Annotated in this window: 11 protein-coding genes; 8 read left to right on the top strand and 3 right to left on the bottom strand. The window is 72.6% G+C overall.

The window, feature by feature from the left end; translation table 11 throughout:
* Nucleotides 1-141: 141 nt before the first annotated feature.
* The 3 genes from ACZ4SF_RS06035 (at nucleotide 142) to nudC (ending at nucleotide 6,346) form a co-directional block, all read left to right on the top strand.
* A complete protein-coding gene (locus ACZ4SF_RS06035) occupies nucleotides 142-3,795 on the top strand; it encodes an ATP-dependent helicase (RefSeq protein WP_468378835.1) in 3,654 nt (1,217 codons plus the stop codon).
* 53 nt (nucleotides 3,796-3,848) lie between these two features.
* Nucleotides 3,849-5,252: a dipeptidase gene (locus tag ACZ4SF_RS06030; RefSeq protein WP_468378833.1), complete on the top strand. Its 1,404-nt coding sequence runs from the start codon at nucleotides 3,849-3,851 to the stop codon at nucleotides 5,250-5,252.
* Between the two features lie 149 nt (nucleotides 5,253-5,401).
* On the top strand, nucleotides 5,402-6,346 hold the full coding sequence (nudC, locus tag ACZ4SF_RS06025) for an NAD(+) diphosphatase (RefSeq protein WP_468378830.1): 945 nt from the start codon (nucleotides 5,402-5,404) through the stop codon (nucleotides 6,344-6,346).
* Nucleotides 6,347-6,482: 136 nt separating this feature from the next.
* On the opposite strand, the gene ACZ4SF_RS06020 is transcribed toward nudC, so the two are convergent.
* Entirely contained in the window at nucleotides 6,483-6,725 is a 243-nt protein-coding gene (locus tag ACZ4SF_RS06020; protein ID WP_061924256.1) for a mycoredoxin, read from the bottom strand.
* Nucleotides 6,726-6,804: 79 nt separating this feature from the next.
* On the opposite strand from ACZ4SF_RS06020, the gene ACZ4SF_RS06015 reads away from it, so the two are divergent.
* The 5 genes from ACZ4SF_RS06015 (at nucleotide 6,805) to ACZ4SF_RS05995 (ending at nucleotide 10,793) form a co-directional block, all read left to right on the top strand.
* Nucleotides 6,805-9,102, top strand: a complete 2,298-nt coding sequence (locus ACZ4SF_RS06015) for an ATP-dependent DNA helicase UvrD2 (protein WP_468380379.1) — start codon at nucleotides 6,805-6,807, stop codon at nucleotides 9,100-9,102.
* Between the two features lie 173 nt (nucleotides 9,103-9,275).
* On the top strand, nucleotides 9,276-9,584 hold the full coding sequence (locus ACZ4SF_RS06010; RefSeq protein ID WP_468380376.1) for a hypothetical protein: 309 nt from the start codon (nucleotides 9,276-9,278) through the stop codon (nucleotides 9,582-9,584).
* 170 nt (nucleotides 9,585-9,754) lie between these two features.
* On the top strand, nucleotides 9,755-10,123 hold the full coding sequence (locus ACZ4SF_RS06005; protein WP_103817702.1) for a WhiB family transcriptional regulator: 369 nt from the start codon (nucleotides 9,755-9,757) through the stop codon (nucleotides 10,121-10,123).
* Nucleotides 10,120-10,443, top strand: a complete 324-nt coding sequence (locus ACZ4SF_RS06000; RefSeq protein WP_468378826.1) for a hypothetical protein — start codon at nucleotides 10,120-10,122, stop codon at nucleotides 10,441-10,443. Before ACZ4SF_RS06005 ends, ACZ4SF_RS06000 begins: the two co-directional genes overlap by 4 nt.
* A 137-nt stretch (nucleotides 10,444-10,580) precedes the next feature.
* Nucleotides 10,581-10,793: a hypothetical protein gene (locus ACZ4SF_RS05995; RefSeq protein WP_468378825.1), complete on the top strand. Its 213-nt coding sequence runs from the start codon at nucleotides 10,581-10,583 to the stop codon at nucleotides 10,791-10,793.
* Between the two features lie 20 nt (nucleotides 10,794-10,813).
* On the opposite strand, the gene ACZ4SF_RS05990 is transcribed toward ACZ4SF_RS05995, so the two are convergent.
* Together ACZ4SF_RS05990 and ACZ4SF_RS05985 are read right to left on the bottom strand one after the other, a co-directional pair.
* Nucleotides 10,814-12,178 (bottom strand): ABC1 kinase family protein, encoded by a 1,365-nt coding sequence (locus ACZ4SF_RS05990; protein WP_468378823.1) that lies wholly within the window; start codon nucleotides 12,176-12,178, stop codon nucleotides 10,814-10,816.
* Nucleotides 12,171-13,397 (bottom strand): TOMM precursor leader peptide-binding protein, encoded by a 1,227-nt coding sequence (locus ACZ4SF_RS05985; protein ID WP_468378821.1) that lies wholly within the window; start codon nucleotides 13,395-13,397, stop codon nucleotides 12,171-12,173. The genes ACZ4SF_RS05990 and ACZ4SF_RS05985 overlap by 8 nt, the downstream gene beginning before the upstream one ends.
* Nucleotides 13,398-13,572 lie beyond the last annotated feature (175 nt).

The following is a 13,572-nucleotide window of genomic DNA, read 5'->3' as shown; positions in this document are numbered from 1 at the left end:
TGACGTACGGCCGGTGGCGTGCGGCTGAAGTGACGTACGGCACCACCCGGTCCGGCGCCGCCCGTGCTGACCTGCGCGTCTTCGGTCCCGGAAGGCTGCTGCGTCCTCGGTTGTCAGTGCCCGCCGCTAGCCTCTTTCGACATGCCCGCCCGTATCACCGACCCCGAGCAGCTCAAGGAGCTTCTCGGGATCCCGTTCACCCCGGAGCAGACGGCCTGCATCACCGCGCCGCCCGCTCCGCAGGTGATCGTGGCCGGCGCCGGGTCGGGCAAGACCACCGTGATGGCGGCCCGCGTCGTCTGGCTGGTCGGCACCGGGCAGGTCGCCCCCGAGCAGGTCCTCGGCCTGACCTTCACCAACAAGGCCGCCGGTGAGCTGGCCGAGCGCGTGCGCAAGGCACTGATCAAGGCCGGCGTCACCGACCCCGACGCCCTCCCGTCACCCGACCACCACCCCGCGACGACGCCCCCTCGCACCAACCCCTCCTGGCCGGACCCCGAGAACCCGCCCGGCGAGCCGGTCATCTCGACGTACCACGCCTTCGCCGGCCGGCTGCTCACCGACCACGGTCTGCGCATCGGCCTGGAACCCACCTCACGGCTGCTCGCCGACGCCACCCGCTACCAGCTCGCCGCCCGCGTGCTCCGCGAGGCCCCCGGCCCCTACCCCGCGCTGACCCGCTCCTTCGCCGACCTGGTCAGCGACCTGCTCGCCCTCGACTCCGAACTCGCCGAACACCTGGTCGAGCCGCAGGAGCTGCGCGCCTGGGACGCCGACCTGCTGGGCACCCTCGAACGGGCCAAGCTCACCAACGCCGACCTGCGCAAGGTCCCCGAGGCGGCCGCGGCCCGCCGGGAACTCGCCGATCTGGTCCGGCGCTACCGGGCCGCCAAGCGCGAGCGGGACCTGCTCGACTTCGGCGACCAGATCGCCCTGTCCGCCCGCCTCGCCCACAACCCCGAGGTGGGCCGTCTGCTGCGGGAGGAGTTCCGCGTGGTGCTCCTGGACGAGTACCAGGACACCTCCGTGGCCCAGCGCGTCCTGCTCGCGGGCCTGTTCGGCAACGGCACGGGCCACCCGGTCACCGCCGTCGGCGACCCCTGCCAGGCCATCTACGGCTGGCGCGGCGCCTCCGTCGCCAACCTGGACGACTTCCCCGAACACTTCGCCCACTCCGACGGCCGGCCCGCCACCCGGCAGGCGCTCAGCGAGAACCGCCGCAGCGGCGGTCGCCTCCTCGACCTCGCCAACGGCCTCGCCGAGCCACTGCGCGCCATGCACGCGGGCGTGGAGGCCCTCCGCCCGGCCCCCGGCGCCGAGTACGACGGCACGGTCCGCTGCGCACTGCTGCCCACCCACGCCGAGGAGATCGACTGGATCGCCGACTCCCTCGCCCACCTCGTGCGCACCGGCACCGCGCCGGGCGAGATCGCCGTGCTGTGCCGGACCGCCACCGACTTCGCCGAGATCCAGGGCGCGCTCGTCGCCCGAGACATCCCCGTCGAGGTGGTCGGCCTGTCCGGGCTGCTGCACCTGCCCGAGATCGCCGACCTCGTGGCCGTGTGCGAGGTTCTGCAGGACCCCGGCGCCAACGCCGCCCTGGTGCGCCTGCTCACCGGACCGCGCTGGCGCATCGGCCCCCGCGACCTCGCCCTGCTCGGCCGGCGCGCCCGCCTGCTGGTCGCTCACGCGCGCGTGGACGGCACCGACGACCCCGACCGCCGGCTCGCCGCGGCCGTGGAGGGGGTCGACCCGTCCGAGGTGATATCCCTCGCGGACGCCCTGGACACGTTCCTCGAGACTCCGACGGAGGGCGACGGGTACGACGACGGGCTGCCGTTCTCCCCGGACGCGCGCGTGCGGTTCGCCCGGCTCGCCGCAGAGCTGCGCGACCTGCGCCGCTCGCTGTCCGACCCGCTGATGGACGTCCTGCACCGCGTCCTCGCCGTCACCGGCCTGGAGGTGGAGCTGTCGGCGTCCCCGCACGCGCTCGCCGCCCGCCGCCGGGAGACCCTGTCCAACTTCCTGGACGTCGCCGCCTCCTTCGCCGCGAGCGACGCCGAGGCCACCCTGCTCGCCTTCCTCGGCTTCCTGCGCACCGCCGCCCAGTACGAGAAGGGCCTCGACAACGCCCTGCCCGGCGGCGAGAACACGGTCAAGGTGCTCACCGCGCACAAGTCCAAGGGCCTCGAATGGGACGTCGTGGCCGTCCCCGGACTGGTGAACGGCACCTTCCCCAGCGCCCAGGGCCGCGAGAAGTGGACCGCCCAGGCCAAGGTGCTGCCGCACGCCCTGCGCGGCGACAGCGACACCCTGCCCGACCTCGGCTCGTGGGACTCCCGGGGCATGAAGGCCTTCCACGAGGCCATGAAGGACCACCAGCACACCGAGGAACTCCGCCTCGGTTACGTCACCTTCACCCGCCCCCGCTCGCTCCTGCTCGGCTCCGGCCACTGGTGGGGGCCCAGCCAGAAGAAGCCCCGCGGCCCGTCCGACTTCCTCCAGGCCCTGCACGACCACTGCGCCGCCGGGTACGGCGAGATCGAGGCCTGGGCGGACGAGCCCGCCGAGGACGAGGAGAACCCGGCCCTGCACACGGCCGGCGCCGACCAGGTGTGGCCGCTCCCGCTGGACCCCGCCGCCCTGGCCCGCCGGCGCGCCGCCGCCGAGACCGTCCTCGCCCACCTGGACACCCTCGCCGCCCGGCCCGGCGGCCACGCCCCGGCCCCCCACGACCCCACCGACGCCGAGGACCCGGACTGGCCGGCGCCACAGGACGACGACCTTCCCGACGACGTGCCGTACGAGGACTTCCCTCACATGGGGGACCCGCCCCCCGGGCAGCCCTTCCCTCACGAGACGGCCTTCCCGTACGACGGCACCGCCTTCGACGACGTGCCCCCGGACGACGCGGCCTGGACCGCCCCCGCCCCCGCTGAGGACGACCCCGCCGGCCCCGCCGCCGGGCCCGCCGATGACCCTGCCGGCTGGGATGCCTGGAGCGCCGAGCGGCCGAAGGTGCCCCACCAGGCGCCGGCCCCGCAGGCCCGCCCCCGCCCCGCAGAGCCCCCGCCCTCCGGCCCGCTCACCCCCGAGGAGGCCCGCACCATCGCCTCCTGGGACCGCGATCTCGACGCGCTCACCGGGGAGCTGCTGCGCGCCCGGCAGACCGTCACGGACGTCCCGCTGCCCGCCACGCTCACCGCGTCCCAGCTGCTGCGTCTCGCAGAGGACCCGGACGGGCTCGCGCAGGAACTCGCGCGCCCCATGCCGCGCCCCCCGCAACCGGCCGCGCGCCGGGGCACCCGTTTCCACGCCTGGGTGGAAACCCGCTTCGAAGAACTGACCCTGCCACTGCTGGAACCCGACGAGCTGCCCGGCAGCGACGCCGAGATCGCCGACGAACGCGACCTGGAAGCCCTGAAGGAGGCCTTCGAGCGAACCGAATACGCCCGGCGCACCCCCTACCGGGTCGAGGCCCCCTTCCAGCTCACCCTCGCCGGCCGCGTCGTCCGGGGCCGCATCGACGCCGTCTACCGGCACGGCGACGGCGACGGGACGACGTACGAGATCGTCGACTGGAAGACCAGCCGCACCCGCACCGCCGACCCGCTCCAGCTCGCCGTGTACCGGCTGGCCTGGGCCGAGCAGCAGGGCGTACCACCGGAGTCGGTCACGGCCGCCTTCCTGTACGTGCGCAGCGGTGAGGTCGTACGACCGCGGGACCTGCCGGACCGGGCCGCCCTGGAACGGCTCCTCACGGAAGACTCCGAAACGGCACACCAGGAGAGCTGAGTGTGACGAACCGCCCGCCGAGGATGCCGGTGCGGACGGATAGGCTCGGGAGCATGAGCCAGACCCCGGACAGCGCCGTCCGCACGTACATCGAGCAGCACCGCGCCGCCTTCCTCGGCGACCTCGCCGCATGGCTGCGCATCCCCTCCGTGTCGGCCCAGCCCGATCACGGGCCCGACGTACGGCGCAGCGCCGACTGGCTCGCCGCCAAGCTCAAGGAGACCGGCTTCCCGACCGCCGAGGTCTGGCAGACCCCGGGCGCCCCGGCCGTCTTCGCCGAATGGCCCTCGGGCGACCCGCAGGCGCCCACGGTCCTCGTGTACGGCCACCACGACGTACAGCCCGCCGCCCGCGAGGACGGCTGGGACAGCGACCCCTTCGAGCCGGTCGTCCGGGAGAACCGTCTCTACGCGCGCGGGGCGGCCGACGACAAGGGCCAGGTGTTCTTCCACACACTCGGCGTCCGCGCCCACCTCGCCGCCACCGGCCGCACCGCCCCGGCCGTCAACCTCAAGCTGCTCATCGAAGGCGAGGAGGAATCCGGCTCCCCGCACTTCCGGTCCCTGGTCGAGGAACGGGCCGGGCGGCTCGCCGCCGATGCCGTGATCGTCTCCGACACCGGCATGTGGTCCGAGGACACCCCGACGGTGTGCACGGGCATGCGCGGCCTCGCCGAGTGCGAGATCCGGCTGTACGGCCCCGGCCAGGACATCCACTCCGGCTCCTTCGGTGGCGCCGTACCCAACCCGGCCACCGCCGCCGCCCGCCTGGTCGCCGCCCTCCACGACGAGCACGCGCGCGTGGCGGTCCCCGGCTTCTACGACGGCATCGTCGAGCTGACCGACCGCGAGCGCGAACTCTTCGCCGAGCTGCCCTTCGACGAGGAACGCTGGCTGCACACCGCCAAGTCGCACGCCCTCCACGGCGAGGCCGGCTACTCGACCCTGGAGCGCATCTGGGCCCGCCCGACCGCCGAGGTGAACGGCATGGGCGGCGGCTACCAGGGCCCCGGCAGCAAGACGATCATCCCCTCCGCGGCCATGGTGAAGCTGTCATTCCGGCTGGTCGCCGGCCAGGACCCGGACCACATCGAGAAGGCCGTTCGCACCTGGGTCGCCGAGCAGGTGCCCGCCGGAATCCGGTACGAGATCGACTTCGGCTCGGCCACGCGTCCCTGCCTCACCCCGCTCGACCACCCCGCGCTGCAGTCCGTGGCCCGCGCCATGGGCCGCGCCTTCCAGGGCCCGGTCCGCTTCACCCGCGAGGGCGGTTCCGGACCCGCCGCCGACCTCCAGGAAGTCCTCGGTGCCCCCGTGCTCTTCCTGGGCATCTCCGTCCCTTCCGACGGCTGGCACGCCCCCAACGAGAAGGTCGAGCTGGACCTCCTCCTCAAGGGCGTCGAGACCAGCGCCTACCTGTGGGGGGACCTGGCCGAGAACTGGCGTCCCGCGCCCTGACCGGCCGGAGCCGCACGGAAGGGCACCGCATGCAGGGCACACTGGAGAACCGCCCGCCCCGCCAGAGCCCGGACCGGTGCCCTCCCGCCCTACGTCCCGCCGAACCACCCGCCGAGAGATCCGCTGCACTGGGGGAGTTGGAAGCACCCGTGACCACCTGGACCGACCACACAGCCGACCGACCCATCTCGCTGACCGCCCCGAGCGGCATCGACCGCGCCGCCCACCACCGGCTGGACGAGGCCTGGCTCGCGGCGGCGTGGAGCCACCCCACGACCCGGTGTTTCGTGGTCTCCGGCGGCCAGGTACTCATCGACGAGACCCCGGACGGGCGGACCGAACTGGTCATGACCCCCTCGTTCGAGGCCCCGCTCACCGAGGCGCACCGCTACTTCCTGGGCATCGACGAGGACGGCGTCAGCTACTTCGCGCTCCAGAAGGACGCGCTGCCCGGCCGTATCGACCAGTCCGCGCGCCCGGCGGGCCTGCGCGAGGCCGGCCTGCTGCTGTCGCCGCGCGACGCCGGGCTCATGGTGCACGCGGTCGGCCTGGAGAACTGGCAGCGCACCCACCGTTTCTGCTCCCGCTGTGGTGAGCGCACGGTCATCGCCGCCGCCGGCCACATCCGGCGCTGCCAGGCATGCGGCGCCGAGCACTACCCGCGGACGGACCCGGCCGTGATCATGGCCGTGACCGACGAGGACGACCGCATCCTGCTCGGCCGGCAGGTCCACTGGCCCGAGGGCCGCTTCTCCACGCTCGCGGGATTCGTCGAGCCGGGCGAGTCCATCGAGCAGGCGGTGCGCCGCGAGGTGTGCGAGGAGGTCGGCGTCACCGTCGGACCGGTGGAGTACGTCGCCAGCCAGCCCTGGCCCTTCCCGTCCAGCCTGATGCTGGGCTTCATGGCCCGTGCCACGTCCACCGGCATCGACGTCGACGGGGACGAGATCCACGAGGCCCGCTGGTTCTCCCGCGAGGAGCTGCACACCGCCTTCGAGTCCGGCGAGGTGCTGCCGCCGTACGGCATCTCCATCGCGGCCCGGCTGATCGAGATGTGGTACGGCAAGCCCCTGCCGACGCGCAGCTTCGTCTGAGCCGTGCGGCGCCCGGGCGGACATCGGCCCGGGCGCGGCCGCGGCACCAGACACGGACGGCCGCGGCACCAGACACGGAACGGCGGCTCCCGGGTCCCCTGCGGGCCCGGGAGCCGCCGTCCGGCAGTTCGGAGCGTTACGCCGCGAGCTTCTGCTTGACCTGGGCCAGCGACGGGTTCGTCAGTGTGGAACCGTCGGCGAAGCGCACGGTCGGCACGGTCTGGTTTCCGCCGTTCGCCTTCTCCACGAAGGCGGCCGACTCCGGGTCCTGCTCGATGTTGATCTCGGTGTAGGCGATGCCTTCCCGGTCCAGCTGGCTCTTCAGCCGCCGGCAGTAGCCGCACCAAGTCGTGCTGTACATCGTCACAGTGCCCTGCATGTCTCTCGCGCTCCTCAGGCAGCTCGGAAAGGTCGTCCAGGGAGAGAACGTAAGCCACCGGCCCGCCATTCCCCCCGGGATGTGCACGCCCGGTGTGACACCTGCCGCATTGGTACGACTATCAGTACCCCCCTGTGGACAACCGGCGCAGCCGTCCCGGGCGACCTGGCAGCATGGCGGTGTGACAGCAGCAACGCACTCCACCCTCTTCCCGCAGGTACCGGTCTCGGCCGACGCGGTGCTCGAAGGGCTCGACCCCGAGCAGCGCGAGGTGGCCACCGCGCTGCAGGGTCCGGTGTGCGTCCTGGCCGGAGCGGGCACGGGCAAGACCCGGGCGATCACCCATCGCATCGCCTACGGGGTGCGTGCCGGCATCCTGCAGTCGTCCAGCGTGCTCGCCGTCACCTTCACCAACCGAGCCGCCGGAGAGATGCGCGGCCGGCTGCGCCAGCTCGGGGCCCAGGGCGTCCAGGCCCGCACCTTCCACTCCGCCGCCCTGCGCCAGCTCCAGTACTTCTGGCCGAAAGCGATCGGTGGGTCCATGCCCCGGCTCGTCGACCGCAAGATCCAGCTCGTCGCCGACGCGGCCGCCGCCCTGGGCACCCGGCTCGACCGGAACGAGCTGCGGGACGTGACGGCCGAGATCGAATGGTCCAAGGTCACCCAGACCATTCCCGCCGACTATGCGTATGCGGCTGCTAAGGCCGGCCGGGAGGTTCCCCGCGACCCGGCCGAGATCGCCCACCTCTACGCGGCCTACGAGGACCTCAAGCGCGACCGCTCGGTCATCGACTTCGAGGACGTCCTGCTGCTGACCGTCGCCATCCTGCAGGACCGTCACGACATCGCCGACCAGGTCCGTGCGCAGTACCAGCACTTCGTCGTGGACGAATACCAGGACGTCAGCCCGCTGCAGCAGCGGCTGCTGGACCTGTGGCTCGGCGAGCGCGACAACCTGTGTGTCGTCGGCGACGCCAGCCAGACGATCTATTCGTTCACGGGAGCAACGCCCGATCACCTTCTCGATTTCCGCGCCCGGCATCCCAGCGCCACCGTCGTGAAGCTGGTCCGTGACTACCGCTCCACGCCCCAGGTCGTGCGCCTCGCCAACGGTCTGCTCGCTCAGGCTCAGGGCCGCGCCGCCGGCCACCGGCTGGAACTCGTCTCCCAGCGTTCCTCGGGGCCCGAACCCGTCTACACCGAGTACACCGACGAGCCCGCCGAGGCCGAGGGCGCCGCCCGCCGGATCCGCGAGCTGATCGACGCGGGCGTCCCGGCCGCCGAGATCGCCGTCCTGTTCCGCACGAACTCCCAGTCGGAGACCTACGAGCAGGCCCTCGCCGACGCCGGTGTCCCGTACCAGCTGCGCGGCGCAGAGCGCTTCTTCGACCGGCCCGAGATCCGCAAGGCCGGCATCGCCCTGCGTGGCGCGGCCCGCTTCGGCGGCAACGACTCCCTCCTGGACGACGTCGTGGATCTGCCCTCCCAGGTGCGCGCCGTCCTCTCCGGCGAGGGCTGGACCAGTGAGCCCCCGGCGGGCTCCGGAGCGGTCAGAGAGCGCTGGGAGTCCCTGGCCGCCCTGGTGAACCTCGCCCACGACCTCGCCGCCGCCAGACCGGGGGCCACGCTCGCCGACTTCGTGGCGGAGCTCGACGAGCGGGCGAACGCCCAGCACGCCCCCACGGTCCAGGGCGTAACCCTCGCCTCCCTGCACGCCGCCAAGGGCCTGGAGTGGGACGTCGTCTTCCTCGTCGGTGTCGCCGAGGGCATGCTGCCCATCACCTACGCCAGGACCGACGAGCAGATCGAGGAGGAACGCCGCCTCCTCTACGTCGGAGTCACCCGCGCGCGGGAACGGCTCCATGTCTCCTGGGCCCTGTCCCGGTCGCCCGGCGGACGCCCGGGGCGCAGGCCGAGCCGTTTCCTCGACGGCCTGCGCCCCGGCACCACCCCGACCGTCGGCCACAGCGGCGCGGGTGCCGTCGGAGGGGTCGAGCGCGGGACCGTCGGGAGCACCGTCGCCGTTCCCCGTCGCACTCAGCGCACCCCGGCCCGCTGCCGGGTCTGCGGCCGGACGCTCACCGACGCGGGCGATATGAAGCTGATGCGCTGCGAGGACTGCCCCTCCGACATGGACGAAGGGCTCTACGAGCGGCTGCGCGAGTGGCGGGCGGTCCAGGCCGGTCGCAGCGGGCAGCCGGACTTCTGCGTCTTCACCGACCGGACGCTGATGGCCATCGCGGAAGCCCGCCCGGAGAACTCCGCCGAACTCTCCCGCATCCCTGGCGTCCTCAACCGGAAGCTCCGCAGTTACGGCGCCGATGTTCTGGCCATCTGTGCAGGTCAGGAGCCTGCGGAGGGCGATGTGAGCGACTGATGCGAACTCGTCGAAAAAATAGTTTGCGCATGCCCAGGCAATCCCCATAGGTTCTAGGCACGGAAGCAGCGGCCTTCTCGAAGGCTGCGGCTCCGTGATGTACTTACACAACCGAACGGACTGGCTCACCCCAGTCCCCAAGACGCCGAGAGGAGGCGAGTCCAGTGATCAGCATGAACATCAGCACCATCAGCACGGCCAAACTGACCGATCGCTCGACCGTCTCCACGTGCATGCTCGGCGCCTCGAACCAGGGCACCGGTCTGTCCGGCATTCGTGCCGCCCGTCCGGCGTCCTCCGTTGCCCTCGCGGGCCTTGTCAGCGAGCGCAATGAGCGACCGACCAAGGCACTGGAAGCGGTAGAGGCACAGGCACACGCCTATGCCCTTGCGGCGGCCGGTGCCGGATTCCGGAAGCAGACGACGCAGCACCACCTGATGTGGGCCTTCCGTGGGCCAGAACCCTGGAGTGATCCAGCCTGATCAATCAGGCCGGCGCCTTCAGGGCCGCGGAACCCCATCCGGGATCCGCGGCCCTTCTGTTTGCCCCCAACGGGGACGACGGAGCGAAGGGGCCTCGGGACAAGAAAAGAACCCGGTACCAGCCGACACCCGGTCAACAGGCCGGAACGACCAGACGAGGAAGACCAACCGTGCAACTCGAAGCGCACGCCCCGTCCGTACCGCCTTCGCAAACGATCCCCCCGCCCGGCCTCACGGAGGACTCCACCTTGACCCCCCTCACTGCGCTCACCGCGCTCGACGACGCCATCGAGAACCTCGGCGTACCCGTCCCCTGCCGCTCGTACGACCCGGAGGTCTTCTTCGCCGAGTCGCCCGCGGACGTGGAGTACGCCAAGTCCCTCTGCCGCACCTGCCCGCTGATGGAGGCCTGCCTCGCCGGCGCCAAGGAGCGGCGTGAGCCCTGGGGTGTCTGGGGTGGCGAGCTGTTCGTCCAGGGTGTCGTCGTCGCCCGGAAGCGGCCGCGTGGCCGTCCGCGGAAGAACCCGGTCACGGCATGAACACCGCAGGAACGATCGACCGCCCCCTCACGCACGACCCCATGAAGCAGGCCCCGATGAAGCCGTCCACCAGCGAGCCCACTGGCTCCGCGACCCAAGACTTCACCACCACCGGCGCGACCGAAGCGCGTCAGAACAGGAACCGAGAAATGCAACTCATGCAAGAAGCCCTGGCTCGTGCGCATATGCACGAGCGGCTCCATGACGCCGCGCGAGAACGGCGGGCCGTGCGCCTGGCCACCGCCCGGCGGATGCAGCGCCGGGCCGAGCGTGCCTCGCTGCGCGCCCGCCGGGCGCTCGCCATGGCCGTCATGCAGTAACGATCACACCTGAGAAGCGGTGGCCTCCCGGCCCAGGGAGGCGAAGCATCCTCGCGGGGGCCGGTCCGGCCGAACGGACCGGTCCCCGCGGTGCGTTGTGCACCATGATCCGCGGTGCGCAGGGTTATCGTCGCCGGGTGACGAGTCTTCCCGGAGGATGTGATCAAGGCGGCTCCACCGCGGAGCGCCGCCCCCTCGTGTGCGCACGCTGCGGCGTTCCCGCCGACGGCCCCCCGCCGGCCACCTGGACCTGCTCCGTGGAGAACGGCATCCGTCAGTACTTCTGCGACGCCTGCTCCCGGGAGAACCTGCGGGCGATCGAGGGACGGCTGGACTCGGCCTGGTGGTGAGACCCCCCCCGGGCCCGTGATCACGCTCCCGCTGCCGGCTCCTCCTCGGCCGGTCCAGTCACGAAGCCCGGCAGCCACTCCTCGAGTTCCTCCCGCAGCCGCACCGTGGCGCCCAGCTGGCACAGCACTCCGATCGTGCTCAATGTCACCCGGTGTATCAGCAGGTAGGCCGGCGGCAGGTTGAGCTGCTTGCCCAGCTGGTAGGCGGGGGAGCGCGGGTCGGCGATGCGTGCGGCCTGGCTGCGCATCCAGGAGCGGGTGAAGGTGAAGGCATCCGCCCGGGCCGGCTCGATGATCGGCAGCAGGTAGTCCAGGACCGCGTCCGGGTCCAGCTCTATGGTCTCCTTCACGAACCCTTCGGCGCACAACAGCTCGTAGACCGTCTCGGCGTCGCCGTCCAGCGTCATCCGCAGGGAGAGGCCGATCGGGGCCGGCAGGCCCCCCGGGAGCCGGTCGACCGTGCCGAAGTCCAGGACACCGAGGCGCCAGTCGTCCTCCCCGGCCGGGCCGCCGGGCAGCAGACGGAAGTTGCCGGGGTGCGGGTCGGCGTGCAGCAGGCCGGTGCGGGCCGGGCCCGAGAACAGGAAGCGGGCCAGGAGCTGGCCGGCCCGGTCGCGCTGCTCCTGGGTGCCGTCCGAGATGATCTCGGACAGCGGGATGCCGTCGATCCACTCGGTCACCAGCACCTGCTCGCACTGGTGCACCACCGCCGGGACGACCACGTCCGGGTCGTGAGCGAACTCCTGCGAGTGCGCGGTCTGGGCCTGGGCCTCCAGGCCGTAGTCCAGTTCCTCGGAGACGCGGTCCTTCAGCTCCGCGATCAGCGGCTTGATGTCCATGCCCGGGATGAGCGGTCCCAACAGCCGGGCGAATCGGCTCAGTTGGCTCAGGTCGGACAGCAGGGCCTCGCCGGCGCCCGGGTACTGCACCTTGACCGCCACCTCGCGGCCGTCGTGCCACACCGCCCGGTGCACCTGGCCGATCGAGGCCGCGGCGGCAGGCTTGTCCTCGAACTCCTCGAACAGATCGTGCCAGTCCGAACCCAGCCGCTGCTCCAGCACCGCGTGCACGGTGCGGGTCGGCATCGGCGGGGCGGCGTCCTGGAGTTTGGTCAGGGCCGCGCGGTAGGGGCCGGCGATCTCCTCGGGCAGGGCCGATTCGAAGACGGACATGGCCTGCCCGAACTTCATCGCACCGCCCTTCAGCTCGCCGAGCACCTTGAACAACTGCTCGGCCGTGCGCTGTTGCAGCTCGCGGCCGACGATCTCCGCGGACTCGCCCACGATCCTCTTGCCCAGCCCCCAGGTCGCCCGGCCGGCGAAGCCGAGCGGGAGCGCGGCGAGCTTGGCGGTCCGGGTGACCGCCTTCCGGGGAAGATCAGACATGCGCCCTCCAAGTCCCAGTCGGCCGTGCCGCGCCTGGCTCGCGACCTTGCTTCGTCGACGGCCGTTGCACCGCCATTGTCTCGCGTGGCTCCCCGTCCGTTGCCGAGTCCTCCCCATCGGCCTTCTCCGCGGCTCGCTGTGCCGCACCGCAGCCGCACGCGGGATGCGGCCAGACCGGCCGGGCGCGCCAGTTCAGGCCGGGTACGGAGACCTCCCAGCGCGCTCCGGCGCTGGACGGGGACTCGCCGTCGAGGAAGGCCAGGGCGTGTGCCGCGGCGAGGCCGGCGACCGCCGTGGCCAGGGTGAGGTCGCAGGCCCCGACCCGGCGGGCCCGGCCGGACCGCCACTGGGCGACCAGCCGCGGCCAGGCCGGGTCCCGGTCCGTGCGGTCCTCGTGCAGACAGCGGGCGCAGCCGGACTCGCCGGGCAGCACGAGGGGACCCACGACGCCCGTGCCCTCCACCACACCGGCGTACAGATGGGGTGTGCCGGCGGTCATGAGCGGTTCGGCGGTGAACGGATCCGGGGCGTGTACGGCGACGTCGTCCCGGGGCGCGAGGATCACGAGGGAGAGGCCGGGGTCCTCGGCACCGGAGCCCGGGGTATGGGCGCGGCGCGGCGGGCGGTCCGGCGCGGCGCGGCGGACGGCGGCACGCGCCGCCGCGTCCCGGCGGGTGCCGAGCGCGTCGGCGGGCAGTCCGCCCGGCGCCACGTCCCACGGCTCCACGCGCCCCACGTCGCGCACGTCGACCTCGCCGACACCCGCACCCGACAGCACCGACGCCAGCAGGGCGCCGACCCGGCCCGCGCCCCGTACCTGCACGCGCAGGGCGCGCCGGGCGGCGAGGCGGGCCAGCGCGCCGCCCGGTTCGTGCGTGGTCAGGGACAGGGCGGCGAGGTCGGGGCGCAGCCGTTCGAGGACGTCCGTCTTGTCCCGCAGCGCGTCCGCGGCCGGCCCGCCACCGCGCGTGTCGTCGACGAGCCCGGCACCGGCCAGCCGCTCCACCAGCGCGTCGACCTGGCCGGCCGGCACGTCCATGCGGCTGCCCTCCTCACGCAGCAGCGGCAGCCCCCGGGTGCCGTCGAGCAGCTCCAGGAAGCTGCCTGTCGCGGTGTCCACCGGGCCCAGTGTCAGCGCGTGCGCCGGGGTCATCCCGAACTGCACCGTGTTGAGATCACGCCAGCCGCGCCGCAGCGCGGGTTTCACCACCGGATGCATGCCTGGCCCCCGTATCGGTTGCGACCGCCCGGATCGTCCGGGCCGGTCCGTCCTCCCGGCGCAAGCGGTGGTGCTCCGCCGATGCCTGCCAGCATGCCCGCCCCGGCCGTCCGGGCGCAGAAAGTTGTCCACAGGCACAGGAATTCGTCGTACAAATCGGGCACATGTCAAACAT

The organism is Streptomyces sp. NPDC027663 (genome assembly GCF_055566415.1).
The sequence above is the reverse complement of the archived record's forward strand: the minus strand, read 5'-3'. Positions and strand labels throughout refer to the sequence as shown.

Coding starts and splice junctions, on each gene's coding strand:
- ACZ4SF_RS06010 (WP_468380376.1), top strand. CDS start 9,276: ATGAACATCAGCACCATCAGCACGGCCAAACTGACCGATCGCTCGACC.
- ACZ4SF_RS05985 (WP_468378821.1), bottom strand. CDS start 13,397: ATGCATCCGGTGGTGAAACCCGCGCTGCGGCGCGGCTGGCGTGATCTC.
- ACZ4SF_RS06015 (WP_468380379.1), top strand. CDS start 6,805: ATGTGCACGCCCGGTGTGACACCTGCCGCATTGGTACGACTATCAGTA.
- ACZ4SF_RS05990 (WP_468378823.1), bottom strand. CDS start 12,178: ATGTCTGATCTTCCCCGGAAGGCGGTCACCCGGACCGCCAAGCTCGCC.
- ACZ4SF_RS06020 (WP_061924256.1), bottom strand. CDS start 6,725: ATGCAGGGCACTGTGACGATGTACAGCACGACTTGGTGCGGCTACTGC.
- ACZ4SF_RS06035 (WP_468378835.1), top strand. CDS start 142: ATGCCCGCCCGTATCACCGACCCCGAGCAGCTCAAGGAGCTTCTCGGG.
- ACZ4SF_RS06000 (WP_468378826.1), top strand. CDS start 10,120: ATGAACACCGCAGGAACGATCGACCGCCCCCTCACGCACGACCCCATG.
- ACZ4SF_RS06030 (WP_468378833.1), top strand. CDS start 3,849: ATGAGCCAGACCCCGGACAGCGCCGTCCGCACGTACATCGAGCAGCAC.